This window comes from Pseudotabrizicola sp., assembly GCF_030684215.1.
In the GTDB taxonomy this organism is placed as follows: domain Bacteria; phylum Pseudomonadota; class Alphaproteobacteria; order Rhodobacterales; family Rhodobacteraceae; genus Pseudotabrizicola.
Window position 1 is genome coordinate 172,202 of sequence record NZ_JAUXOV010000070.1, and the last position, 23,787, is coordinate 195,988.

General features: G+C 59.5%; 23 protein-coding genes and 1 tRNA gene. 13 read left to right on the forward strand and 11 right to left on the reverse strand.

Annotation, left to right across the window (positions count from 1 at the left end; translation table 11 throughout):
• Positions 1-4 precede the first annotated feature (4 nt).
• A complete protein-coding gene (locus Q8K08_RS14965) occupies positions 5-997 on the forward strand; it encodes an NAD(P)H-quinone oxidoreductase (RefSeq protein WP_304796775.1) in 993 nt (330 codons plus the stop codon).
• 10 nt (positions 998-1,007) lie between these two features.
• On the opposite strand, the gene Q8K08_RS14970 is transcribed toward Q8K08_RS14965, so the two are convergent.
• Entirely contained in the window at positions 1,008-2,708 is a 1,701-nt protein-coding gene (locus Q8K08_RS14970; RefSeq protein ID WP_305250580.1) for a cation:proton antiporter, read from the reverse strand.
• A gap of 325 nt (positions 2,709-3,033) precedes the next feature.
• Between Q8K08_RS14970 and Q8K08_RS14975 the strand changes: the two genes are divergently transcribed.
• Positions 3,034-4,653, forward strand: a complete 1,620-nt coding sequence (locus tag Q8K08_RS14975) for a DUF6538 domain-containing protein (protein WP_305250581.1) — start codon at positions 3,034-3,036, stop codon at positions 4,651-4,653.
• Between the two features lie 345 nt (positions 4,654-4,998).
• The gene (locus tag Q8K08_RS14980) at positions 4,999-5,574 is read left to right on the forward strand and encodes a recombinase family protein (RefSeq protein WP_305250583.1); all 576 of its coding nucleotides are present in this window, start codon (positions 4,999-5,001) and stop codon (positions 5,572-5,574) included.
• Between the two features lie 208 nt (positions 5,575-5,782).
• On the opposite strand, the gene Q8K08_RS14985 is transcribed toward Q8K08_RS14980, so the two are convergent.
• The gene (locus tag Q8K08_RS14985) at positions 5,783-6,886 is read right to left on the reverse strand and encodes a DNA cytosine methyltransferase (protein WP_305250584.1); all 1,104 of its coding nucleotides are present in this window, start codon (positions 6,884-6,886) and stop codon (positions 5,783-5,785) included.
• Between the two features lie 130 nt (positions 6,887-7,016).
• Here Q8K08_RS14985 and Q8K08_RS14990 point away from each other — a divergent pair, with 130 nt between their 5' ends.
• Positions 7,017-7,250: a helix-turn-helix domain-containing protein gene (locus Q8K08_RS14990; RefSeq protein ID WP_305250585.1), complete on the forward strand. Its 234-nt coding sequence runs from the start codon at positions 7,017-7,019 to the stop codon at positions 7,248-7,250.
• Positions 7,243-8,916 (forward strand): hypothetical protein, encoded by a 1,674-nt coding sequence (locus Q8K08_RS14995; protein ID WP_305250587.1) that lies wholly within the window; start codon positions 7,243-7,245, stop codon positions 8,914-8,916. Before Q8K08_RS14990 ends, Q8K08_RS14995 begins: the two co-directional genes overlap by 8 nt.
• 163 nt (positions 8,917-9,079) lie before the next feature.
• Here the strand turns inward: Q8K08_RS14995 and Q8K08_RS15000 are convergent.
• Positions 9,080-9,156: transfer RNA gene (locus tag Q8K08_RS15000), tRNA-Pro, on the reverse strand.
• Between the two features lie 54 nt (positions 9,157-9,210).
• Entirely contained in the window at positions 9,211-10,170 is a 960-nt protein-coding gene (locus Q8K08_RS15005; protein ID WP_305250588.1) for a DMT family transporter, read from the reverse strand.
• Between the two features lie 167 nt (positions 10,171-10,337).
• Between Q8K08_RS15005 and Q8K08_RS15010 the strand changes: the two genes are divergently transcribed.
• Positions 10,338-10,997, forward strand: coding sequence for a hypothetical protein (locus Q8K08_RS15010; RefSeq protein WP_304802148.1), 660 nt, complete (start codon positions 10,338-10,340; stop codon positions 10,995-10,997).
• 69 nt (positions 10,998-11,066) lie between these two features.
• Here the strand turns inward: Q8K08_RS15010 and leuB are convergent, their stop codons facing one another.
• The 5 genes from leuB to leuC all read right to left on the reverse strand — a co-directional run bounded on the left by leuB (position 11,067) and on the right by leuC (position 16,406).
• Positions 11,067-12,173 carry a 3-isopropylmalate dehydrogenase gene (gene leuB / locus Q8K08_RS15015; RefSeq protein WP_304802150.1) on the reverse strand — a complete coding sequence of 369 codons (1,107 nt, stop codon included), beginning with the start codon at positions 12,171-12,173 and terminating at the stop codon, positions 11,067-11,069.
• A gap of 83 nt (positions 12,174-12,256) precedes the next feature.
• Positions 12,257-13,192: an endonuclease/exonuclease/phosphatase family protein gene (locus Q8K08_RS22005; protein WP_370870556.1), complete on the reverse strand. Its 936-nt coding sequence runs from the start codon at positions 13,190-13,192 to the stop codon at positions 12,257-12,259.
• The gene (locus Q8K08_RS15020) at positions 13,189-13,998 is read right to left on the reverse strand and encodes a hypothetical protein (protein ID WP_305250589.1); all 810 of its coding nucleotides are present in this window, start codon (positions 13,996-13,998) and stop codon (positions 13,189-13,191) included. Before Q8K08_RS15020 ends, Q8K08_RS22005 begins: the two co-directional genes overlap by 4 nt.
• A 292-nt stretch (positions 13,999-14,290) precedes the next feature.
• A complete protein-coding gene (leuD, locus tag Q8K08_RS15025; protein ID WP_304802155.1) occupies positions 14,291-14,896 on the reverse strand; it encodes a 3-isopropylmalate dehydratase small subunit in 606 nt (201 codons plus the stop codon).
• A gap of 88 nt (positions 14,897-14,984) precedes the next feature.
• Positions 14,985-16,406 (reverse strand): 3-isopropylmalate dehydratase large subunit, encoded by a 1,422-nt coding sequence (leuC, locus tag Q8K08_RS15030; protein ID WP_304802157.1) that lies wholly within the window; start codon positions 16,404-16,406, stop codon positions 14,985-14,987.
• Positions 16,407-16,872: 466 nt separating this feature from the next.
• Between leuC and rsfS the strand changes: the two genes are divergently transcribed.
• The gene (gene rsfS / locus Q8K08_RS15035) at positions 16,873-17,196 is read left to right on the forward strand and encodes a ribosome silencing factor (protein WP_370654155.1); all 324 of its coding nucleotides are present in this window, start codon (positions 16,873-16,875) and stop codon (positions 17,194-17,196) included.
• A 5-nt stretch (positions 17,197-17,201) separates the two neighbouring features.
• A complete protein-coding gene (gene rlmH, locus Q8K08_RS15040) occupies positions 17,202-17,672 on the forward strand; it encodes a 23S rRNA (pseudouridine(1915)-N(3))-methyltransferase RlmH (protein ID WP_304802161.1) in 471 nt (156 codons plus the stop codon).
• A 58-nt stretch (positions 17,673-17,730) separates the two neighbouring features.
• On the opposite strand, the gene Q8K08_RS15045 is transcribed toward rlmH, so the two are convergent.
• Positions 17,731-18,210, reverse strand: a complete 480-nt coding sequence (locus Q8K08_RS15045) for a protein-tyrosine phosphatase family protein (protein ID WP_304802164.1) — start codon at positions 18,208-18,210, stop codon at positions 17,731-17,733.
• A gap of 75 nt (positions 18,211-18,285) precedes the next feature.
• Between Q8K08_RS15045 and Q8K08_RS15050 the strand changes: the two genes are divergently transcribed.
• From Q8K08_RS15050 to Q8K08_RS15065, 4 genes are all read left to right on the forward strand, one after another.
• On the forward strand, positions 18,286-20,028 hold the full coding sequence (locus Q8K08_RS15050; protein ID WP_305250592.1) for a DNA polymerase III subunit gamma/tau: 1,743 nt from the start codon (positions 18,286-18,288) through the stop codon (positions 20,026-20,028).
• A 12-nt stretch (positions 20,029-20,040) separates the two neighbouring features.
• A complete protein-coding gene (locus Q8K08_RS15055; protein ID WP_304804238.1) occupies positions 20,041-20,385 on the forward strand; it encodes a YbaB/EbfC family nucleoid-associated protein in 345 nt (114 codons plus the stop codon).
• A gap of 3 nt (positions 20,386-20,388) precedes the next feature.
• Positions 20,389-20,988, forward strand: coding sequence for a recombination mediator RecR (recR, locus tag Q8K08_RS15060; protein ID WP_304804236.1), 600 nt, complete (start codon positions 20,389-20,391; stop codon positions 20,986-20,988).
• 329 nt (positions 20,989-21,317) lie between these two features.
• Positions 21,318-22,202 (forward strand): LytTR family DNA-binding domain-containing protein, encoded by an 885-nt coding sequence (locus Q8K08_RS15065; RefSeq protein WP_305250594.1) that lies wholly within the window; start codon positions 21,318-21,320, stop codon positions 22,200-22,202.
• 15 nt (positions 22,203-22,217) lie between these two features.
• Here the strand turns inward: Q8K08_RS15065 and Q8K08_RS15070 are convergent, their stop codons facing one another.
• Positions 22,218-22,964: a DUF1013 domain-containing protein gene (locus tag Q8K08_RS15070; protein WP_304804231.1), complete on the reverse strand. Its 747-nt coding sequence runs from the start codon at positions 22,962-22,964 to the stop codon at positions 22,218-22,220.
• A 124-nt stretch (positions 22,965-23,088) separates the two neighbouring features.
• Between Q8K08_RS15070 and Q8K08_RS15075 the strand changes: the two genes are divergently transcribed.
• Entirely contained in the window at positions 23,089-23,730 is a 642-nt protein-coding gene (locus Q8K08_RS15075) for a ribonuclease T2 (RefSeq protein ID WP_304804229.1), read from the forward strand.
• Positions 23,731-23,787 lie beyond the last annotated feature (57 nt).

The window sequence follows — 23,787 nt, forward strand, 5'->3', positions numbered from 1 at the left end:
ACTGATGACCCTGTCCCATACCATGCGCGCCGTTGAAATTTCTGAACCCGGCGGGCCAGAGGTTCTGAAACCCGCGACCATGCCAGTTCCGGTGCCGAGCCATGGCCAGATCGTCATTCGTGTGGCCTATGCCGGGGTCAACCGTCCTGATGCCCTGCAACGTGCGGGTCTTTATGCACCCCCCGCCAACGCCTCGCCCCTGCCGGGGTTGGAGGCGTCGGGCACGGTGGTTGCGTTGGGGCCGAACGTGATCCGCTGGAGCATCGGTGACAAGGTTTGCGCCCTGCTGCCCGGTGGTGGTTATGCCGAATATGTCACCACCCATGAATCCCACGCTTTGCCCGTGCCGCCCGGCATGGGCATGAAGGAAGCCGCCTGCCTGCCGGAAACCTGCTTTACCGTCTGGTCAAACGTGGTGATGCGTGGCGGTCTGCGCGGCGGCGAGCGTTTCCTTGTTCACGGTGGTGCGTCCGGCATCGGCACCACCGCCATCCAGATCGCCCGCAGCCTGGGCGCGCGCGTCTTCACCACCGCAGGCACCGACGACAAGGCCCGCGCATGTGAGGCACTGGGGGCCGAGCGCGCCTTTAATTACAAAACCGAAGATTGGGCGACCGAAGTCAAGGCCGCAGGGGGGGCCGACCTGATCCTTGATATGGTCGGCGGCCCGTATCTGCCGCGCAATATCCGCACGCTGGCCGATGATGGCCGCCTTGTGCAGATCGCGTTTCTGCAAGGCCCCAAGATCGAGCTGAACTTTGCCGAGATGATGATGCGCCGCCTGACCATCACCGGATCAACCCTGCGCCCGCAATCGGATGCCGCCAAGGCCCGCATCGCGCGCGAGGTGGAAACCCACGTCTGGCCGATGATCGCCGCTGGCCACTTTGCCCCGGTGATGGACAGTGAATTTCCGCTGGAGCAGGCTGCTGACGCCCACACGCGTATGGAAAGCTCGGGCCATACCGGCAAGATCGTGCTGAAGGTCGAAAGATAGGCGCGGGCGCTCAGCCCGCGTCACGCGCTTCGGATGAGATTTCGGGAATATCGGTGCGTTCTGATGCCTCTGCCCCGGTCAGCAGGTCCACGGCGCGGTCAGCGGCATCCTGAAACGGTTCCAACACGGTATTGGCGCCAGCATCCAGCAAGGCCTGTGTCTCTGTCGCCCCGTGCGAAGCCATGGCGATCTTGCCAGAGAACCCGGACGCGCGCGCCAGTTGCATAAGCGTGTGGCGGGTATCTTCGTGGCTTAGCCCGGTCAGATGCACTGGCACTGTCGAAACGACCCAATTTGCCTCGCGCAAGGGCAGTTCGGCCAGAAACTCCGGGTCTGTCGCATCGCCAAATTCGGCGTCCAGGTCTAGTTCGCGCCAGCGCTTCACGGCCTGCGGGTTGAAATCCACTCCCAAAACCTTGATGCCGCGCTTTTTCAGCCGCATGCCGATTGCCGTGCCAAACCGCCCCAGACCAAAGAGGATGATTTCGGGCCGTTCGCTTCGATTGGTGCTGTCGTCGCCTGTTTCGCGCGGGGTGCCCTTGCGCTCAAACACCCCAAGATAGGGCTCGAACACGGCATAAAGCGTGTGCGAGAATGTGATCATGTAGGTCGAGGCCGCAATGGTGACCAACCCGACCATGGTCACCAGCCCCAAGGCGTCATCCGGCACATGGCCGAGGCTGACACCCATCGCCACAAAGATCAGCGAAAACTCACTGATCTGCGCAACGGTCAGCCCGGCCAGAAAGCCGGTGCGCTTGCGATACCCCATGACCCCCATGATGACCAAAACGATCAGCGGGTTCCCGATCAGCACAAACAGGGAAAAGATCACCGCCCCAGTAACATGCGTGCCAAGCAAAGACAGATCCAGCGTGGCCCCGAGGGCGATGAAAAAGAACAACAGCAGGAAATCGCGCAACGGGGCCAGCCGGGCGGCAATCGTTTCGCGGTAGTTGGTCGAGGCCAGTGCGACCCCGGCCATCAGTCCGCCCACCTCTTTGCCCAAGCCCACGGCATCCCCTATAGCGGCAAACAAAGCAGCCAGTGCAATCGCAAAGATCACCAGCAGTTCGGGCGCTTGTGCCAGCCGTTCGGTCAGCGGATTTGCGGCAAAACGGATAAACAGAACCACCGCCGCCACCATGGCCAGACCCGCGATCAGGACGGTCCACACCGACCCGCCGCCATCTTCCGCGCCACCGATGCCAATGGCCGACAGCACGATCATCGCCAGCACCACCACCAGATCCTGCACGATCAGGAAGCCCAGTGCGATCTGGCCATGCAGCGAGTCGATCTCGCGCTTGTCGGACATCAGTTTCACAATGATGATGGTGGATGAAAACGTCAGCGCGATGGCTACGTATAGGCTGGTGATCTGCCCGAGACCAAGTGCAAGGCCGATCAGATAGCCAAAGAACGCGGTAAAGGCGACCTGGCCCAAGCCTGTCACCACAGAAACCGCCCCCAAAGAGCGGACCATTTTCACATCCAGCTTTATCCCCACCAGAAACAACAGAACTGCGATTCCCAGTTCGGACAGGATCTCAATCTGTTCGTCTGAATGCACCAGATTAAGCGCTGATGGCCCCGCAATCAGGCCCACAGCAATAAAGCTGACTATCAGCGGTTGCCGCAAAAGCGTGCCGACAATCCCGATCCCCGCCGCCATGACCAACAGAACGGCAATTTCAGCAAAAGGCGTCATTGTCAGCATTCGTGGTCCTTTCAAAGCCCGTCGAGATCAGGTGCAGGGTTTGGGGCGGGCGTGTTCAGATACCAACGCCAGACCCCTGTTTGCAATCTGTTCAGGATTGCCAATAGCATTCGTTCGGCCAATGTGACCGACAAAAGCGCAGTCAGGATTATTTCTCGTGTATTACTGCGGGAATTTACTGGTCGGAGCGAGAGGATTCGAACTTCTTACAAATCCATAAATCCCTTATTTTGTTGACGTTTTGTGGAATCTCCTTGTGAAAATGGCCGATTCTACCATACAAAATACCATACAGTTACCATACACGGACCCTCAGATGACCGCCCGAAAGAGGAAGAACGTCGACCTAATCGACCACGTCACCAAGACCTCAAGCGGCGCATACAAGTACGCCCGCCGGGTTCCGAAAGACCTTGTGGAAGTCTTGGGCCGCACAGTCTGGGACTATTCTTTGGGTTCCGACATCAACAAGGCCGTTTCCCGAGGGCTGGCTTACACCCAAGAGCATGACGAACTGATAGCTAGGCTTTCCACCCCGGAAGCCAGAAACGGGTTCGCCGCCCGGCAGGAGTCAGAGGTGGCAGCCGTTGCGTTTTCTTTGCCTCTACAGCTAGCGGCGCAAGCCCGCGCGCCTGAGGCAAGCGAAGACGTCAGATTGGCGGCTGACGCCGCCGCATCGCTTATCGCCCCCGGCCTGAGAGTCGACGTGTCCGCGTCCGTCTGGCGGCGCACAGAAGAGGCCATGCAGCAAGCCCGCGCCTTGCCCGCCAAGGCCGAACGCGACAAGCTAGCCCTGTTCGCGGCTTACGCCTTCGGTGATCGGTCCTATCTGGACGAACAGGCAGTTGATGACCCTTTCGGCAACATGCTTGTGGAGACCCTGCAACCCAGCCGCCCCTTGGACAAGACCGGCGGCATGTTCTGGGATGCGTACAAGGCAGCGCTGGACGCCAGACTTGCTGAATTGACCCCAGAGACCCGAGTCGACACGTCGCTGTGCATCAAGGAGTTGATGGACGTTTACGCAGCGACCAAGCGCCCGCAGACCCGCCGCGCCTACATAGACAAGGTGCGCCGCCTCACCGATGCACAGGGGAACCACCCGCCCGCGTATTACACCAAAGAACGCCTGCAAGAGCATCGCGACCTGTTGCTGAAAGACGGAGTCAGCCCGGCAACTATCGCCAAGCATTTCGAGACGCTCAAGACGCTGTGGCGGTGGGCCGTTCGCGAGAAAAGCGCCCTCGCCGGGCTGACCTTTCCCGACATCGTCATGCCCGACATCACCACGACTGTGGAGGATACACGGTGGCAGGCGTTCGATGACGATCAAATCAAACAGGTTTGGCGCTTGCTGAATGATGCGTGGGGGCCGGAAGCAGAAAGCGGGCTGTCACAGTCGCGCCGCGCCGCCTTCCTCATGGGCTTCCGGGTTCTGCTGTACACGGGGATGCGACCTGTAGAGTTGTTCCACCTTGGACCGGACAGCGCGAAGAACGGAGAACTGCACATTAGGTACACCAAGACTGGCACGCCCCGGCGCATTCCCCTTGCTGCGGCCCTTTCGAACCTGCCGGAATTCCTTGTGAAAGGTGGCTTCGCAGCAGAGCTTGAGGCAGGCAAGACCGCAGTCCGACAAGGAAAGGTCTATGGGCAGGCAACCAAGCCCGACTCGCTAGCGCGGGCGTACACTACGGCATTTTCAACAGTGATCCGGTCGGGCGGTTTTACTAATGACCGGCACGTACTCTACAGCACCAAGGATACCCTGATTGACCGCTTGCAGCGCCAAGGCATGACAGATGACGTCATGCGCGGCATCATCGGGCATGTAGGCGGGCAAGGCAAACTGCGGCACTACAAGACGCCCTTTGGGCAATCCAAGCATGGTATGGCACAGATGCGGGCAGCGCTGGATGCGATAACTTACTGGTGAGACCCGCTGACGCGGAAAAGCGTCAAGCCTGAATATCGACAACGCCACCAAGCATGGCGGCTGACACTGCGCGCGACAGAGAGACGTATTTGCTGCGTAGCTAGACGCTGCCCGACGCGTCCTCATGCGGGAAATATTCCCTATCTTCGCCGCCTTCCTGAATGGTGTCCCGGCAAAGTCAGCTTGAAGCTGAACTTGGCCGGAACCCTTCCCCCAAGGTCGGCCCAAAGTTAGCTTGAAGACGAACTAAAGGCTTGATTTTGAACAATAAAGATTCGACTCGCCTGCCTTTTTTAGGTTAGAAGACATTTACAGGACAGGCAAATCGGACAGAAAGGGCAGATCATGGGCGAGTTGATCGGTTACGCGCGAGTATCCAGTCGGGGACAGTCGCTCGACGTCCAAGAAGTTGCCCTTCGCAACGCGGGCGTCAGCCCGGAACACCTTTACACTGAGAAGGTAAGCGGGCGCAGCCGCGACGGCAGGGCCGCGCTGGCTGAGCTTCTTGGGCGCGGTACTCGCAAGGGCGACACTGTCGTATGTACGCGCCTTGATCGCCTAGCACGTTCAACGCGCGACCTTCTGGAAATAGCAAAGACCCTTGAGGACAAGGGCGTGCACTTGCGCGTTCTTGAACAGCCCATTGATACCAGCACCGCCGCAGGCAAGCTGTTCTTCACCATTCTTGGGGCGTTCGGAGAATTTGAAGCCACGATCAGGACAGAGCGCCAAAGAGAAGGCATCGACGCTGCGCTTGCAAAGGGCGAAGCCAGCCCCTTTAAGGGTCGACCGGCGACCATAGACGCGGGTAAGGTTCGCGCATTGCGGCAGCAAGGAAAAACGCCAACATATATTGCTAAATCGCTTGGTGTGGCGCGGTCATCTGTCTACCGGTATCTGCTTGAGCAAGGCTCAATTTAGGGCCTGTAATCCATTCGGTCGTCACCGACTCTACAAACGCCTATCGGATGACGCTCGCCATCCGGACAAGTGACATGCTGAAATTTTTGACAGGGTCCCAAGAGGGTATATCACCCTGCCTTTTTCCCCGACACAGTAGCTGCGGGCACATATGCAACTAGTCTATTTGGTTGCCATCGTGGCCAATAACTCGCAGAACCGTCGTGCCTTATTCAGCAGCTACGGGCACTTGCAAAGCCGCGTCACCGGATAGTGCGCCCGCGACAACTCGTGCAACCGCCTCTGCGAGCAATGGCGGCACTGCATTTCCCAATTGGCGATACTGAGCGCTTCTAGAACCAGCCAGCCTATAGTTGGCCGGAAATGTCTGAACGGCGATGCACTCATCTATCGTCAACCTACGAAGACGCTTGGGGGCTTCCCCAACTCTTGGCTCGCCGCCAGCCATCAGGTGGCGGTGGTAGGTTTCAATATAGCTCTCTTCGCCATCAAAAATCTCTGCTTCATCAACGATAGGCGTTTTGTTTCCACCCATAGAAGCAGGAAGGGTCGTCGCCCATTTTGATGGAGGCAAGGGTCGACCTGCCCCGTTGAACATCATCCCTGCATATGGTGACTTTCGCATAATGGGCGCACGGGCGAATGTGATCTTAGCTGCGCAGGTTCTTGAATTTCCAGACGTGCCAGCACGCCCTAAGTCGCGAATGATATCAGCAACTGTTCTTGGTTTTCTGACTTGGGCTAGAAGGGCTGCTTCGATCATGTTCTGAAGCTCTGTATCAGACCCAGCAAAAACCTCCTTATGCAGCCCAATCAAGAACATGCGTTCCCGGATTTGAGGGACGCCATAATCGGATGCGTTCAGTATGATTAGGGCAATGCGATAGGCCTTGCGACCGCGTGCAAAAAGCGCATTCCTTACGCTTTGCCACTTGGTAAGAACAGCAAGAGCCTTCACATTCTCACAAACGAAGGCCTTGGGTTGCAGCAAATCCACCACGTCAAAGAATGAGTGGATTAGTTGACTCCTCTCATCGTCAGGGTCCATTTTCCCGGCAACGGAAAATCCCTGACAAGGTGGACCACCAAAGACCAAGTCAACCGCCCGTCCAGCCACCAGTTCAAGCGGGTTGATACTGAGCAAGCTTGCTTGGGCGATGCTATCACCATGATTTAGTCGGTATGTCGCGCAAGCGTCAGGGTCAATGTCGTTGGCGAACAGGATGTTGAAGCCAGCATTGGCAAAGCCAATGTCCATCCCTCCGGCACCGGAGAAGAGCGAGACAGCCGAGAAGGCGTTGCGCCGGTCCATCTTGCTGTGCCCTCCCGCTGGCATTCTTACATCATTTAGTTACCGATACCCTACCGTCCACAAGAAATCTAGCCCAATGTGACTTATAGTCCGTGGACGCATAATCTACATAGACGCTACCGCTAGGTGCATGGAAACATTGGATTCAGCCCTTGTTCAGGCCTTCGCGAGCAACCTCAAACGGCTGCGGACCAAGGCGCGGCTGACGCAGGAAGAGTTGGCATTACGTGCAGGACTTGACCGCACTTACATCAGCGGTTGCGAACGTGGCGTCCGCAACCCGTCCTTGCTGTCCGTCGAGAAGATTGCAGAAGCTCTGAACGCGACCGCCACTGATCTGCTGGGAGGCGGTAAGGATGTTTGAACTCCGAGCGGCAGTGCGCGGAATTCTGTTGCCCGTGGCATCAGCAAGAGAAGCGGAGTTCTTGGCGGAGGTTACCCGGCTACTGGAAATTGCCGGAGTCACGGACGACAAGGCTAGCTGGATTTCTCTGCAACTGCGACGCTGGCAACGTGACGGCGCACCGACGCCCGCATTCCGCGCATTTGTCCGTGATCTTCTTTTTCTTGCAGACCGAGACCCAAAGACATTCATTTTTGATAGCCTTGAAGGTCCGAATGGAGCTGCATATCAGAACGCTTCCCGGCTTGCGTCAGCGAATTTCTTTGACCTTCATGCAGCGCTTGTATCTGCCCACTTGCTTGACCACGACTCAGCAAGACAAATCTTGTCGCATTCTGGGATGATAGCGCGGCTTGCTGTTGAAGAGAAAATGACGGCTTCTGAAATAAGCCGATTGATTGCAGTCAGAGACAACCGCTTTTCTCTCAATTGGCGTGCTGTTCAAGCCATACTCACAAAATTCGGGTGTGCACCGACCCTATCACTCCCAGCGTCAAATGAAGTATTTGAGGATGATATGTCCGCAGAGCCAGCGCTATTTGGCGATTTGGACATAGAAGGCGGAATCGAGCGTGTTGCAGAGGTAGCCAAAAGTCTTGGGTGTGCTGGAGACTTTTCTGCTTGGCTGTCGGACCTCTTCATAAATGATCTTCACCATCCTTATCTGCTTCTGCTGCACTACCAGCTCCTGATTCAGGCTCGCTTCGACCATGCTGTAACCTACGCATATGAATTCAAGCCGCGCGGACAGATTGCGGATTGGCTGACAGAGAAGTACATCTCATCGGGCATTCCCGTGGCCAAGAACGCTTTCTTGAACAATGCCAAGGCTACGCTTCGCTTCGATCAGGTGTGGGTGACAGGTCGCACTGATAGCCCTCGTTCTGCGACCGCACTGGCAAACATTCTGGAGACGATTGAGAATCTTGGCTCACTGGCGAAAGACGAACTTGCTGCGCAGATTCGTGGACTACTGCACCGCTACATCCGCGTGGAGTCAGAGAAAAACAACGGCGATATTCCTCATAGGATTCCCGTTTTGAATGTCGCTCAAGCGACTACTTTGCTGAACGCTACTGGTAACGGCAACACCGGCACAAACGGAATTCTGGAACAGCGACTATTGGACTGCTACGGTCTGATGCACCACACGGTGGCAAACGGTTGGACTCCGAAGGGGTTACGGGACTCAGTTTTTGCCGCGAATACCTTCCGCAAGAAGTTTGGGGACGTCGAGTTCGAGCGCCCCGTTAGACCCAACCCTGAAGTGGTTGCCTATGAATCGCATGGTGGACGTCTTACTCTTCCCTATGTTCTGGATCACTTGGACTCGTTTGCCTCTGTTCTGGCCCTGCGAGAAGAGGAGCTAACCAGTATCGCGCCACTTGCAGACTGGCGCTTTGAGGTTGTGTTCGTTGCACACGTTTTTGATGCAGCCTTGCCGCCCGTTCGCGTTGTCAGGGGCGTCAATGTCGCGGTCCGATACATAACCTTTGCAGCGGCTGCGCTTGAACTGGCAGCCGCAAATGCGACGGCATCTGTCAACTCTCACATAGTGGACGCGCTTAACAATGGCTTCATTCACCCTCAGGTAAGGCAGCGCGCTTTGGGGATGATCGCGCCCTAGTTGGCCCCAAGAATCAGCTAGTTCCTGGCAGTTCCAAAACCCGGATAAACGGTAGGTCAGACAAGCTGAAGCCAACTTTCCTCTACCATACAAAAACGGCGCTGGCACCATACATGCGGCCGCGAAAATCTTCTTAAGTATTTGAAATTATTCGGGAAAAAATTGGTCGGAGCGAGAGGATTCGAACCTCCGACCCCCTGCTCCCGAAGCAGGTGCGCTACCAGACTGCGCTACGCTCCGACCGTGGGGAACGCCGTAAACTTTTCGCTTTTGCTTTTCAAGAGGGCGGCGGCGTTACTCTGCCCGCCTACGGTCACCACGTTTCAAGAGCAGGCTGATGCGCGGCATCAACCCGGTTTCGGGACGTGATTTGTTCGACAACACGGGGCTGTTTTTCGACACGCTGCCGGTGCCTTCGCGCAAGACGATATAGATGCCCGACGCGATGATTACCGATGTCCCGACCAGCGTATAAAAATCTGCCGCCTCGTCAAACAGCAGCGCCCCATAGATCACGGCCCAGATGATCTGCGAATATTGCATCGGGGCCACGATGATGGCGGGGGCGGTGCGATAGGCGGAAATCGACAGCATGGCGGCGATAAATCCTAAAAAGGCAATCACCCCGGTCAGCGCCAGATGCTCCAGCGGCATCGGGACATAGACAAAGGGCATCGCGGCCCCGGTAAGAATGAAGGTCGCGACCATCGGATAAAGCATCAGGACGGCCGAGCGTTCCTCGGCCCCGATCTTGCGCACGATGACAGAGGTCAGCGATCCGGTCAGCGCCGCCGACAGCGCCGCCAGATGGCCCCATGACAGCTCGGCCGAACCGGGGCGCAGCACGATCAGAACCCCGATCAGCCCGACCACAACCGCGATCCCGCGCCGGAACCCCACCTTTTCGCCCAGCATCGGAATGGCCAGCACTGTGATCAGCAGCGGCATGGCGAACAAGATTGCATAGGTTTGCGCCAGCGGCAGCACGGTAAAGGCATAAAACCCTGCCGCCCCGGTCGATACGGCCGTCAGCGACCGCAACAGGGACCACCACGGATGGCGTGGAATCAGGTTGCCATCTGTGCGGTCGCTCATCAGCATGAAGGTGATGATGGGAAAGCCCAGAAGCCCTGAGAAAAAGATGATCTGGAACGAATTATAGCTTTCGCCCAGATACTTGATGACAACATCATGAGTCGCATAAAGCGCGAATGCGAGCAGCGCCAGCAGCGCACCTTTCAGATTGTGACCCATGCTATCTCCTTTGCCAGCAGGGGCAGAACGCCACACCTGTTTGCGCTGGCAGCTTTGGCAGAAAGCGGGCCAAGGCTCAAGCAGGGTCGGCAACAGATCGCGGGACATAGTTCCGCCGCAGCCGTCGGATACCCCGTTTTTGATCAGCTAAGTGCGGAGCCTGTGTGTTGAAACGTGTTCAGACAGTTCCGGGGTTGGGGGCGGCGGCGTTGGTTGGCCTTGCCCTCTTTTTGTGGCCCTGCGGTGCTCAGGCGCAATCCGCCGCCGATCCAGTGCCCACTTTTCTGACAGCCATTCGACTGAGCACCACGGCGACGCGGTTTGACCGCTCTGACGTGGTTCTTGATCGCTGCGTCATTCGGCATCTCAAATCCGACAGCGCGATCTGCGCGCGCGGTCTTCCACACTCTTTGTGGCAATATGAAACGGTCGTTGAGCTGCGGTCGCTGGCCGGGGCGACCGTTTCGGACGGGCCAGCGATTCGGGATGGCGCTTATCAGGCGGATCGGCTGATCATTGGCCTTGCCCCTGCAGTTCAGGAAATGCTTTTGCGCGCATCGGCAAATTACATGGATCTTTTTGCAACGTCACAGAATGGCGTTTTGCGTGATCTGCCTTGGCAAAGTCCCGCTGCGCGTGAGGCTGGGTTTGAGTCGTTTCTGGAAGGGCAGGTGCGTGATGCCGCCCCGATGTACACGGTGGCAACCGCCTGCGATGGAACCCGCTGGCTTACCCTGCCCAATCGTGACGCTGTGATCTTGCACCATCCTATGCCGCCGGGGGCTGCGCTGTCGGCCCTGCGCTACGCTTTGCACCAGTGTCGTTGACCTGTACGGCCAACGAGCAAGGCCCGCACCAATTGGTGCGGGCCTTGTTCATCAACCATTGGGCAGTGCTTACAGGCTGGCGTCCAGCGCCGCGATGATGGCATCGCCCATCTGGGTGGTGGTGATCGGTGTGCCGCCGTCCGGACCCATCAGATCGGCGGTGCGCAGCCCGTCGGCCAGCACCTTCTCGACAGCCTTTTCGATGCGGGCCGCATCTTCGCCCATGTCGAAGGAATAGCGCAGCGCCATAGCGAACGACAGGATACAGGCGATGGGGTTGGCTTTGCCCGTGCCCGCGATATCGGGGGCAGAGCCGTGGACGGGTTCATACAGTGCTTTGGGCCGGCCGTTGGCCATTGGCGCACCAAGGCTGGCCGAGGGCAGCATGCCCAAGCTGCCGGTCAGCATCGCGGCGCAATCTGAAAGCACATCGCCAAACAGGTTGTCGGTGACGATCACATCAAACTGCTTGGGCCAGCGCACCAGCTGCATTGCGCCATTGTCGGCATACATATGCGACAGCGCCACATCGGGATATTCCTTGTCATGGATTTCCTGCACCACTTCGCGCCACAGGATGCCGGATTCCATGACATTGGCCTTCTCCATCGAGCAGACCTTGTTGGCACGCTTGCGGGCCAGTTCAAAAGCCGACCGCGCCACACGGGCGATTTCGCTTTCGGTATAGCGCTGGGTGTTTATGCCCACCCGCTCATTGCCCTCTACGAAAATGCCGCGCGGCTCGCCGAAATAGACGCCGGAGGTCAGTTCGCGCACGATCACGATATCCAGCCCGGCCACGACGTCTTTTTTCAGCGACGAGAAGTCGGCCAAAGCGTCAAAGCACTGTGCCGGGCGCAGGTTGGAAAACAGGTCCATTTCCTTGCGAAGACGCAGCAGGCCGCGTTCGGGCTTTACGCTGAAATCGAGGTTGTCATATTGCGGACCACCCACGGCACCCAACAGCACGGCATCGACCTCTTGCGCCTTTGCCATGGTGTCATCATGCAGTGGCACGCCATGCTTGTCATAGGCGCAGCCGCCGACCAGATCTTCGGTTACATCAAAGGTGACGCTGCGCTTGGCGCCCATCCAGCCGATGATTTTCTTCACTTCGGCCATGACTTCAGGGCCGATGCCGTCACCGGCGAGGATAAGAAGGGAAGGGTTGGCCATCACAAAGGCTCCTGTCTTGGGGTTGGCTGCGGGGTAGCCAATGGGCCGCACAGGGTCAAGCGGTCCTTGGGGAAAGCGGGGGGTCAGGGTGTGATTTCTACCCAAATCGGGTGATGCCGTGCGCCTTCTGGCGTGGGGGCGTGGCCTGAAGCGGTGACCGCGATCCCGGCCGAGGGCAGGATATAGCTGACCCGCAGCGACCCGAGCGTGCCACCGTAGTCTACCGTGTCGCCCATAAGCACATCTTGCAGCCGGGGGTCCGCCAGCAAGGCGCGGATTGCGGCCGGGTTGCCATTGCCTTTTGCGGGGTCCACATTGGCCTGTCCCAGCAGCACAAACGGCGGCTGTGGGGTTTGCGGGCTGTTCAGCAAATGCAACCAGAACGCGGCCTCGTCATGGTTGCGCCTTGTGTTGCGCAGGTCGGGCCCGTCAAAGGCGGGCGGGGTGGCATGCCATGTCAGAAGATGCAGGTGGCGCCCATCCGGCAGCACAACGGCGGTATCGTGATGGCCGGTCGAAGACAGCCGCAACATATCTGCTGCACCATCGGGCAAGGGCGGCACATCAGCCCCCGGCAGATCGCGCCACAGCAACCCCGAATGATCGGCACCTGCGCCCGCATCAAGCGGCAGCCGCGACAGCACCACCATGCCGCCTTCGCCTGGAAACCGGCCATAGGCGATGGCGTCACGCGGCTCAAAGCTGCGTCCGTTGCCATCAAGGTCAAATCCGCTGGGAATGCCGGTATTGGGGCGCAGTGCGGCAAGATGAGGATAGGGTAGCGGCAAGGCCGAGTTCAGCGCCGCCAGCGCCAACCCGCCTGCATCATAGTCAAACCCCGAAAGCACCAGCAGATCGGCGTTCAGGGCCGCAATCGCGGCTGTTGCCGTAGTCAGGTCAGTAGACTTTCCCGCCACCAGATCGCGCAAAAGCAAGCCCGGCCCGGCCCGGTTCAGATCGGTGTTCCAATAGGCAACCCGAAGCGTCTCGGCTTGTGCCGCTGCGCTCAGCGCAATCAGAAGGCCCGCGAGGCCCGCGCCATAGCAATTTCGTCCCTTGCGCCCTGAATGCGGCGGATCTGGCGGATCATGTCGGCAATTCGGCCCATGGCGATGCCGCGCATGAACAAGCTTGCAGGAAGAAAGGCCCATGCTGTCATTGTCCAGATCAAGGTTTGCGAGGCTGTCATGCTGTCCGGGTTGACGCCAGTTGACGACAGGCTGACAACAAAGGGAATGATGAATGGTAACAAAAAGCCAAGGGCGATGTTGATGCGCGCGTCACGCTCCAGCCGTTCAACCATGTCCCCGGCGGTCGGATCAAACGTGGGCAGATTGACCCAGACGTTGAACACCCGGTTCCGCATCGGCCAGCTTCCGGCCTTGAGCATCACGACAAATACGCTCAACGATATCAGCGAAGTGATATAGGCAAGCCCTGCGGCATCCCGAACCGCCTGCACCTGTTCGATGGTTGCGGTTTCGGCCAGCATCAGCTTGGCCAAGCGCACGGGTGAATAGGGGAAATCCATGGAGCGTCCGACAAGATGGCCTATCGCTTGCACCAGATCGGTCAGGCTGGTGGATTGCGCCCGGCCACTTTCCATCACCGAAAGACAAAAGACGGTGAAAAACAGCATGCCCAAGCGCACGCGGTTGAATGGTGGGGCATCGCGGAATTCGATCAGGCTGGGCGCTTCGGCATTGTATTCAACAAAGGTCAACAGCCCGGCAAACAGCGCGACCAGCGCGGCCATCTGTTTGGCATCGCTGGAGACATCCGACAAAAGGACAGAGGGCGTAACCACCACAGCCATGACCAGCATAGCTCTTATGAAAGCCCCCGAGAAACGCGAGACCACTGCTTTTCTACCTTCCATCCGGTCGGTCCCGATACTGTGCCGGGCCCTTGTTCCGAAGATCTCCCACCATTTGTGGCGGGTTGCCTCAATCTTGCCCAATTTGTGCCTTCTTTCGCTTCGGCCCGCAATCGCCTGATATGGTTTGATTAAATATTGTGGCACATTCACGGTGAATGTGTCGCCAGATTGCATCAAGAAAGAGGAAACAAAAAGGCCGCCCTGTGGGGCGGCCCAAGATGTTGTGGTTCAACGCGTGTCAGGCCCAAGGGCGCAGGGTGGCGGCGGTTGCTTCATAGCTGTCGATGGCGGCGGCCTTTTCGAGAGTGAGGCCGATATCGTCCAATCCGTTCAGCAAACAGTGCTTGCGGTGGCTGTCCACGTCAAAGCCAAAGCTCTGTCCGTCCGATGTGGTGACCGTCTGCGCTTCCAGATCGATGGTCACGCGGGCGTTTGCCCCTTTGCGTGCATCGGCCATCAGCACATCGACAACATCCTGCGGCATCACGATCGGCAGAATGCCGTTCTTGAAGCAGTTGTTGTAGAAGATGTCGGCAAAGCTGGTGGCGATCACGCAGCGGATGCCGAAGTCGAGCAAGGCCCATGGCGCATGTTCGCGCGACGATCCGCAGCCGAAGTTATCGCCTGCGATGATGATCTCGGACTGGCGATAGGCGGGCTGGTTCAGCACGAAGTCAGGAATTTCCTGCCCGTCTTGCGTGAAGCGCATTTCGTCAAACAGGTTCTTGCCAAGGCCGGATCGCTGAATGGTCTTCAGGAACTGCTTGGGAATGATCATGTCGGTGTCGATGTTGACCAGCGGCATGGGGGCCGCAATGCCGGTCAGGGTGGTGAATTTGTCCATGGGATGCCTCTGGTGATCTGCCGGTGGTCCGGGCGGAGAGCCCCGGGGCTCTGCCCCGGACCCCGGGATATTTGGGAACAGGAAATGATCAGACAGCTTCGGTCATCAACTCGCGCACATCGGTCAGGTGGCCGGTCAACGCTGCCGCCGCTGCCATCGCGGGCGACATCAGATGCGTGCGACCGCCACGGCCCTGACGGCCCTCAAAGTTGCGGTTGCTGGTCGCGGCACAGCGTTCACCCGGCGCCAGTTGGTCGGGGTTCATCGCAAGGCACATTGAGCAGCCTGCCAGACGCCATTCAAACCCTGCGTCGATGAAGATCTGGGCCAGACCTTCTTCTTCCGCCTGCGCCCTCACAAGGCCCGAGCCGGGGACGACCATCGCGCGGATGCCGTCTTTCTTCTTCTTGCCTTTCAGGATGGCGGCCGCCGCCCGCAGATCTTCGATCCGGCCATTGGTGCATGACCCGATGAAAACCGTGTCGATCTTGATATCGGTCAGGTTCATGCCCGGAGTCAGGCCCATATAGTCAAGGCTGCGCTGCGCCGCCTCGACCTTGCCGCCGGTGAAGTCGCTGGCCGCAGGCACGGTGCCGGTGATCGACAGCACGTCTTCGGGGCTGGTGCCCCAGGTCACGACGGGAGCGATATCTTCGCCCCTGAGGGTCACCACTTTGTCCCAATGCGCGCCGTCATCAGAGAACAGGGTTTTCCAGTAGGCGACGGCCGCTTCCCATTTTGCGCCCTTTGGCGCATGCGGGCGGCCCATGCAGTATGCGAATGTCTTTTCGTCTGGCGCGATCAGACCGGCACGTGCGCCGCCCTCAATCGCCATGTTGCAGACGGTCATCCGGCCTTCCATCGACAGTTCGCGAATGGCTTGCCCGCAATATTCGATGACATAGCCGGTGCCGCCAGCGGTGCCGGTCGCGCCGATCACCGACAGGGTGATATCCTTGGCGGTCACGCCGGGCATCAAAGACCCGGTGATTTCCACCTTCATGTTCTTGCCCTTGCGCTGGATCAGCGTCTGGGTGGCCAGAACATGTTCGACTTCGGAAGTGCCGATGCCATGCGCGAGCGACCCGAAGGCCCCATGCGTGGCGGTGTGCGAATCGCCGCAGACCACGGTCATGCCGGGCAGGGTCCAGCCCTGTTCAGGCCCGACAATATGCACGATACCCTGACGCACATCGGACACCGGGTAGTAGTTGATCCCGAAATCCTTGGCGTTCTTGTCAAGAGCTGCCACCTGAATGCGGCTGTCTTCGGTCATGGTTGCGGCATTGGCGCGGTCCAGCGTGGTGGGCACGTTATGGTCTGGCACGGCGATGGTCTTTTCAGGCGCGCGCACGGTGCGGCCCGTCATGCGCAGGCCTTCAAACGCCTGCGGGCTGGTGACTTCGTGCACCAGATGGCGGTCGATATACAGCAAGCAAGTGCCGTCTTCGGCGCGGTGGACGACGTGATCGTCCCAGATTTTATCGTAAAGGGTACGCGGAGCGGTCATGGCTCTCACCTTATTTTATTTTGGGATGGCTTTTGAAAGGGGGCTGCAACGGGTGGCGCCGAACGGGCGCACGGCCAGTGTCAAAGGCGTGCGAGCACGCTGCGGGTCATGCCGAAAAAGCGGGCAGGAAGCCGCGCATGGTCGGTGATGTTGAAATAGATGAACCCGGTCATGGCGCGCTTGATACGCCCAAACGCGGCGTCAGGCAAGGTTCTACGGCACGGCTGGTCCGTCTTCGCTTGCGCGTCGCGTCAATCAGGGCTATGCCCGCCCGCTTGCCCGATTTGTTGAGGTTGCGCCACAAGGGTGCTACCCTGAGGGCTACCCCGGCGCCGGGGGTGGATCGGCGCGTCAGATGGAGGACGATGTCCTGTCTCACTCAGATCCTGCGACCGGGCTTCCGGTCGGACCCCGGGCCAACCGCATGAGCGGCCCGGATTATACACCCGAACAGCTGCTGGAAGCGGTGCTGGCATCGGTAGACGATGACAAAGCCGAAGGCATCGTGCAGATTGATCTGCGCGGCCGGTCGGACGTGGCTGATTACATGGTGATCTGCTCGGGCCGGTCTTCGCGTCAGGTGGCGGCGATTGCCGAAAAGCTGGCCGACCGGATCAAGCAATCCTTTGGCATTCTGGCCAAGATGGAAGGCAAGGAAACCGGCGACTGGGTGCTGATCGATACCGGCGATGTGATCGTCCATGTCTTCCGCCCCGAAGTGCGCGAGTTCTATCAGCTTGAAAAGATGTGGCTGCCGTCGGGCGACGCATTGCGCGGGTCGATCGTTTAAGCTTCATGCGGGTGCATTTGTGCGCCGTGGGCCGGTTGCGATCCGGCCCGGAGCGGGATCTGATCGACGACTATGTGACACGCTTTGACCGCTCTGGGCGGGCGCTGTCGCTTGGCCCATTTTCCGAGCATGAGGTTGAAGACAAGCGCGGCGGTGGTATGGCGGCGGAGGCGGAGCTTTTGGCCCGCGCCCTGCCATCCGGCGCGTTGATCGTGACACTGGATGAGCGCGGGGCGCTGGTCAGCAGCCCCGAATTTGCCTCGATGCTGGCTCGCTGGCGTGACGACGGTCGTCAGGATGTGGCCTTTGTCATCGGCGGTGCGGATGGGATCGACCCCGGTTTGCGGGCGCGGGCGGACGCGTCTGTCAGTTTTGGCAAGATGGTCTGGCCGCATATGCTGGTGCGGGTGATGCTGTGCGAACAGCTGTACCGGGCGGCGTCAATTCTGGCCGGGGCGCCCTATCACCGGGCGTAGATCGCGCGGCAGGGTGCGGGTGCCTCTGGCGGGAGTATTTTTGCCAAGATAAATGGGCTTAGCGCGTGCTTGCCCATCGAAGCTGGGCTTTGGTTTCCACTGCGCAAGGCCTTGCGGCACGGAGGCGGCTGAGTGCGGCGTCAGGGTCTTCGCCACCATCGGCCAACAGGCGCAGTACGGCCATGCCGGATCGTCCGCAGCCGCCCATGCAATGCGCCAGCACCCGGCCCCCTTGCGCCAGATGGGCGCGGGCCTGCGCAGAGGTATCGCTCCAGAGCGCCGCAGTGTCGGCCTTGGGAGTGCCGAAATCCGGCACTGGCAGATGCCGCCAGTCTATACCTGCCGCCGCCAGATCGGCGGGCAGTGTTGCGGCGCCTTTGGTGGCCAATTCCAGCTTTGAGGTCATGGTCAGGACAAGACCGGGCCGCCAGATCAGCAGAGTTTCAAGATCGGCTGCATAGCCGCCGTTGCGGCCCGGCATCGGGCAAAGCGCGAGGGTGCCGCCGAGGGCCGGGATTTCTGCGATCTCAAGGGTCATATCATGGGCCTTCGGGTGGACGTGGGCTGCGACAGCGCCTAAGTTGAGGCGAGTGTGATCCCCCCGGAAGGCAGTATGTCCGACAGTCCCGAGAAATCCTATCAGGTTCTGGCGCGGAAATACCGCCCCGCCACCTTTGCCGATCTGATCGGGCAGGAGGCAATGGTGCGCACCCTGAAAAACGCCTTTGCCGCCGACCGGATCGCCCATGCCTTTGTGATGACCGGCGTGCGGGGGGTGGGCAAGACCACCACCGCGCGGATCATTGCCAAAGGGCTGAACTGCGTGGGGCCGGACGGCTCTGGCGGGCCGACGACAGAGCCTTGCGGGGTGTGCGAACCGTGCCGTGCGATTGCCGAGGGGCGCCATGTTGATGTGATGGAGATGGACGCAGCCAGCCGCACGGGCGTGGGCGACATTCGTGAGATCATCGATTCGGTACATTACCGCGCGGCGTCGGCGCGCTACAAGATCTACATCATCGACGAAGTGCACATGCTGTCGACCAGCGCGTTCAACGCGCTACTCAAAACGCTGGAAGAGCCGCCGGCGCATGTGAAGTTCATCTTTGCCACCACCGAGATTCGCAAGGTGCCGGTTACGGTGTTGTCCCGCTGTCAGCGGTTCGATCTGAAGCGGATCGAGCCAGAGGTGATGATGGCCCATCTGTCGCGCATTGCCGGGCTGGAAGGTGCATCGCTGGCGGCGGATGCCATGGCGCTGATAACAAGGGCCGCCGAAGGGTCGGTGCGTGATGCCATGAGCCTGATGGATCAGGCGATTGCCCATGGCGCGGGCGAGACGACGGCGCTGCAAGTGCGCGCCATGCTGGGTCTGGCTGACCGGGGGCGGGTGCTGGACCTGTTCGACCTGATCATGAAGGGCGATGCCGCGACCGCGCTGACCGAGATTGCCGGGCAATATGCCGATGGGGCTGATCCGATGGCGATCTTGCGCGATCTGGCCGAAATCACCCATTGGGTGTCGGTCATTAAAATCACACCAGAGGCCGCCGAAGACCCGACCACCCCGCCGGATGAACGGGCGCGCGGCCTTGAGATGGCGCAACGCTTGCAGATGCGCAGCTTGAGCCGGATGTGGCAGATGCTGCTCAAGGCGATTGAGGAAGTGGGTCTTGCCCCCAATGCGATGATGGCGGCGGAAATGGCAATCATCCGTCTGACGCATGTGGCCGATCTGCCTGACCCCGAAACGCTGATCCGGCGTTTGCAGAACGCGCCTGCACCCATACCGGGTGGTGCTCCTGCGGGCGGTGGCGGTGGCGGCACCGTGCATGGTGCAGTGCTGCGCGCGCCATCGGCACCGATGCGCGGGCCGATGATGAACAGCGCAGGGCAGGCGATGGCGCTGGCAACCGAACAGGTGGTCTATGGCAGTTTTGAAGCTGTGGTAGAACTGATCCGTGACCGTCGTGACATGAAGCTGCTGTATGAGGTTGAGGAAGGCGTGCGCCTTGTGCGCTATGCGCCGGGCCGGATCGAATTTGAACCGTCGCCAAAGGCCGGGTCTGACCTTGCCGCGCGGCTGGGGCAGCGGTTGCAGGCCTTTACCGGCCAGCGTTGGGGCGTGTCGGTTGTGTCAGACGGCGGTGCACCGACACTTGCTGAGGCGCGTGATGCAGGCAGGGTGCAGGCCGAGACCGAGGTGATGCAGACCCCGCTGGTGCAGGCGATACTGGCGGCCTTTCCTGGGGCGAAGATTGCCGAGATTCGCAGTGCAGAAGATCTGGTGCAGGCGGCAGCGATAGAGGCCCTTCCAGAAGTGGAAGATGAATGGGATCCTTTCGAGGATGGTTAAGAGGATAAGCAAATGCTGAAGGGTTTGGGCGGTCTTGGCGATATGGCCGGGATGATGAAAAAGGCGCAAGAGATGCAGGTCAAGATGGCCGAGATGCAAGAGGATCTCGCGCGCATTGTGGTTATCGGCGAATCCGGGGCGGGTCTGGTGCGGGCGCGGGCAACCGCCAAGGGCGAGTTGACCGGGCTGGAGATTGACCCGTCGATCTTTGTCGCCTCGGAAAAGGAAGTGGTTGAGGATCTGATCCTTGCCGCCGTCAAGGATGCGCAATCCAAAGCGGCTGAGCGCAGCCAGACGGAGCTGGCCAGACTGACCGAAGGTCTGGGCTTGCCTCCGGGCATGAAACTGCCGTTCTGACACATGTCTGGCCCCCCGCGCGAGATTGAGGCCCTGATCGCGCTTATGGCGCGCATGCCGGGGCTGGGGCCGCGGTCTGCACGGCGGGCGGTTCTGCATTTACTGAAGAAGCGCGATACGGTGATGGCCCCCTTGGCGCAGGCGATGGCCACTGTCGCGCTGAGCGCGCAGGATTGCCGGGTTTGCGGCAATATCGGCACCAGTGACATCTGCCCGATCTGCGATGATATGCGCCGCGCGACGGGGGAAATCTGTGTGGTCGAAACCGTGGCCGATCTGTGGGCGATGGAACGGGGCGGCGCGTTCAAGGGGCGCTATCATGTGCTGGGCGGCACGCTGAGCGCATTGGATGCGATTGGCCCCGACGATCTGCGCATCCCGGATCTGGCTGAACGGGTCCGGGCTGAGGGGGTGGCCGAGGTGATCCTTGCGCTGAACGCCACTGTCGATGGCCAGACCACCGCGCATTACATTGCCGATACGCTGGCGCCGTTGGGGGTGCAGATCAGCAGCCTTGCGCAGGGTGTCCCGATTGGTGGCGAGCTGGATTATCTGGATGACGGCACCATCGGCGCGGCTTTGCGGGCACGGCGGCGTGTTTAGAGCAGATGCCAAAGTTTCTGCAACGCGCACTTTGTTACCCAAATCTGCCGTGGCTTGGGGCGTATTCGCTTTGGCAGAGTGATTGCAAAAAAGCCAAACTGCGTGATCTTAAGTGTCGCAGGTTGATCTTAGGCACTGGACAGCCACGCGTATTTCGACAAGCTGAAAATGCCGGGTCGGAACCAGCACTCGTATCACTCAGATGCGGGCTTTCGCCCTCCGACCCGTACTCAACGTGTAATGGCATCAGAGAAATCTGGCCAACCTATTGGTGTGAAATGCAAGTTGTTTACTTGAACGGCAGGCGTCTGCAATTGACGTGGCGTGAAATGCAGGGGCAATTCCGCCATCCGCTGTTTATGGGCATGATGCTGATGATGGCGCTGTGCATTGTCGTTATCGGTCCATACGACCACTTGCTGAACTTTGACGTCCTGCGCCTCACGATTTTTTACGGAGTGTGTTTTGGCAGCTTTACGGGCCTTTTGTACTTTGCGCTGAATCTGTGCCACCGTTTCGAATGGCGCGCCTATGGGCTGTTTACGGTTGGCTTCGCCGCGCTGGGGGCCACATTTTTCGGCCTGGCCGCTGCGATGGTTTTGGGGGCGCCGACGCCTTCGATCAGCGACATGGCTCTGGTCGCCGGATTTAATCTGGTATTCTGTTTTCTGGGCGAAGTCTTGCTGTCGATCTTCATCATCCCCCGCGTTCTGGCTGATCTTCGGGGGCGAGCGGCCAACGACATTCTGGCAGAATTTATCGCTTCTGAAGCTGGGTCTTTAGGACCATCGGCCGGCCCATCTGGCCCGGCCATTGCGCCGCACCCCGGTCTTTCTCCTGAGATGCCAGCCCAGATTAGTATCTTTGGCCAGTCTTTTGATCCCAAACGCATCTTCATGATTGAGGCCAAGGAGCATTACATTGCCGTCTTCCTGACGGATGGGACAGAGTTGTTGCTGCGGGGGCGCATCGTTGATGCGGTGGCGGCGATCCCGTCTCAGCTTGGGCGGCGGGTTCACCGAAGCTATTGGGTTTCTGCGGTCGCGGTAGCAGCCCTGCGCCCGGAAAAATCAGGCTTGCAACTGACGTTGACCGATGGACAAAGCGTGCCCGTTGCCCGGTCGCGGATCCCCGAGATCCGTCCATGGGTCGAAACGGTCTTGGCGACCGCAAAACAAAAAGCACCCAAAAAGGTGCTTTCTGCCTTGTCCTGATAGATTTCTGAACGATCAGCGACGTGGATCGTCGTCATCCTCGTCGTCATCGTCATCCTGTTGCGGCAAGTTGAAAAAACTTTCGGCATCCGAGAAATCAGCAGGCTTTTGTTCTTTTTCAGGGCGTGTGAAGGCTTCAAGCCCCGACGGGATCTTGGGTTCTTCCGACATGCCCAGCGACTGTTCAGTCGACACCAGCTTGCGACGTTCGTCATCGCTCATAACCACGCCATCAGATGCGCGACGGCGTACGGCGGCCTGAACAGCGGTGTCAAGTTCGGACTGCTTGCACAGCCCCAAAGCAACGGGATCAACCGGGCTGATGTTGTTGATGTTCCAATGCGTCCGCTCGCGGATCGCCTGAATTGTCGGCTTGGTGGTGCCAACCAGCTTGCCGATCGCGCCATCCGACAATTCGGGGTGGAATTTAACCAGCCACAGGATCGCGGCGGGGCGGTCCTGACGTTTCGACAGCGGCGTATAACGCGGGCCGCGACGTTTTTCTTCGCCAACAGCTGCCGCGTTGAATTTCAGCTTCAGCTTATAGAGCGGGTCGTTCTGACCCTTTTCGATCTCGCCTGCGTCAAGCTGGTTGTTGGCAACCGGGTCAAAGCCTTTGACGCCGGGAGCGACATCGCCATCGGCAATGCCTTGCACTTCCAACTCATGCATGCCGCAGAAATCAGCGACCTGCTTGAATGACAGGGTGGTATTGTCCACGAGCCAGACGGCGGTGGCTTTTGCCATGAGCGGCTTGTTCATGCCCAACTCCTTTACAAATCTGTCCCGTGCCGGGAAAACGGCTACAGGCCTTGGCCTGCGATTTCCACGATGTCGGGGAATTCTAGGCTCATATAGGCGGTTTTGACCGGAAGGGGAAGCGAAAATGCGGGGGCTATGGTGGGCGCTGGCGCTGATCTGCGCAGGCGCTGGGGCTGCTCGTGCCGAGGGTGAGCGGGCGGGCGAGTTTGATTATTATGTGATGGCGCTGTCATGGTCATCCAACTGGTGCACGCTTGAAGGTGACGCCCGGCGCGATCCGCAATGTGACCGGGGCCGGGGCACGCCCTTTGTGCTGCACGGGCTTTGGCCGCAATATGAACGCGGCTGGCCCAGCTATTGCCGGACCGGGGCGCTTGATCCGTCGCGCGGTGACACGGCAGCGGTGGCTGATGTATTTGGCGGGGCAGGGTCCGCGTTCTATCAGTGGAAAAAGCATGGGCGCTGCTCGGGCCTGCCCGCCCGCGACTATTATGCGCTGGCACGCAAGGCGGTTGCGTCGATCAACATTTCGCCTGTTTTCCCCCGCATCAACAAGGATCTGAAAGTTCCGGCTTCGGTGATTGAGGGCGCGTTTCTGGAAGCGAACCCCGGACTGACCCGTGATCAGGTCACCGTTACCTGCCGCTCTGGCATGATCCAGGAGGTCCGCATCTGCCTGACGCGCGATCTTGAACCGCGCCGCTGCGGTGCGGATGTGATCCGTGATTGCACGCTGCAAGACGCGGAACTGAACGCGGTGCGCTGACACTGCAACGCAAAACGCGCCCCCGGACGGGGACGCGTTTTGCGGTCAGTCTGCCAG

What these genes read in the sequence shown, in the direction of transcription:
- Q8K08_RS14965 (WP_304796775.1), top strand. Translation starts at nt 5, where the DNA reads ATGACCCTGTCCCATACCATGCGCGCCGTTGAAATTTCTGAACCCGGC.
- Q8K08_RS14970 (WP_305250580.1), bottom strand. Translation starts at nt 2,708, where the DNA reads ATGACGCCTTTTGCTGAAATTGCCGTTCTGTTGGTCATGGCGGCGGGG.
- Q8K08_RS14975 (WP_305250581.1), top strand. Translation starts at nt 3,034, where the DNA reads ATGACCGCCCGAAAGAGGAAGAACGTCGACCTAATCGACCACGTCACC.
- Q8K08_RS14980 (WP_305250583.1), top strand. Translation starts at nt 4,999, where the DNA reads ATGGGCGAGTTGATCGGTTACGCGCGAGTATCCAGTCGGGGACAGTCG.
- Q8K08_RS14985 (WP_305250584.1), bottom strand. Translation starts at nt 6,886, where the DNA reads ATGGACCGGCGCAACGCCTTCTCGGCTGTCTCGCTCTTCTCCGGTGCC.
- Q8K08_RS14990 (WP_305250585.1), top strand. Translation starts at nt 7,017, where the DNA reads ATGGAAACATTGGATTCAGCCCTTGTTCAGGCCTTCGCGAGCAACCTC.
- Q8K08_RS14995 (WP_305250587.1), top strand. Translation starts at nt 7,243, where the DNA reads ATGTTTGAACTCCGAGCGGCAGTGCGCGGAATTCTGTTGCCCGTGGCA.
- Q8K08_RS15005 (WP_305250588.1), bottom strand. Translation starts at nt 10,170, where the DNA reads ATGGGTCACAATCTGAAAGGTGCGCTGCTGGCGCTGCTCGCATTCGCG.
- leuB (WP_304802150.1), bottom strand. Translation starts at nt 12,173, where the DNA reads ATGGCCAACCCTTCCCTTCTTATCCTCGCCGGTGACGGCATCGGCCCT.
- Q8K08_RS15020 (WP_305250589.1), bottom strand. Translation starts at nt 13,998, where the DNA reads ATGCTGGTCATGGCTGTGGTGGTTACGCCCTCTGTCCTTTTGTCGGAT.
- leuD (WP_304802155.1), bottom strand. Translation starts at nt 14,896, where the DNA reads ATGGACAAATTCACCACCCTGACCGGCATTGCGGCCCCCATGCCGCTG.
- leuC (WP_304802157.1), bottom strand. Translation starts at nt 16,406, where the DNA reads ATGACCGCTCCGCGTACCCTTTACGATAAAATCTGGGACGATCACGTC.
- rlmH (WP_304802161.1), top strand. Translation starts at nt 17,202, where the DNA reads ATGCGGGTGCATTTGTGCGCCGTGGGCCGGTTGCGATCCGGCCCGGAG.
- Q8K08_RS15045 (WP_304802164.1), bottom strand. Translation starts at nt 18,210, where the DNA reads ATGACCCTTGAGATCGCAGAAATCCCGGCCCTCGGCGGCACCCTCGCG.
- Q8K08_RS15050 (WP_305250592.1), top strand. Translation starts at nt 18,286, where the DNA reads ATGTCCGACAGTCCCGAGAAATCCTATCAGGTTCTGGCGCGGAAATAC.
- Q8K08_RS15055 (WP_304804238.1), top strand. Translation starts at nt 20,041, where the DNA reads ATGCTGAAGGGTTTGGGCGGTCTTGGCGATATGGCCGGGATGATGAAA.
- recR (WP_304804236.1), top strand. Translation starts at nt 20,389, where the DNA reads ATGTCTGGCCCCCCGCGCGAGATTGAGGCCCTGATCGCGCTTATGGCG.
- Q8K08_RS15065 (WP_305250594.1), top strand. Translation starts at nt 21,318, where the DNA reads ATGCAGGGGCAATTCCGCCATCCGCTGTTTATGGGCATGATGCTGATG.
- Q8K08_RS15070 (WP_304804231.1), bottom strand. Translation starts at nt 22,964, where the DNA reads ATGAACAAGCCGCTCATGGCAAAAGCCACCGCCGTCTGGCTCGTGGAC.
- Q8K08_RS15075 (WP_304804229.1), top strand. Translation starts at nt 23,089, where the DNA reads ATGCGGGGGCTATGGTGGGCGCTGGCGCTGATCTGCGCAGGCGCTGGG.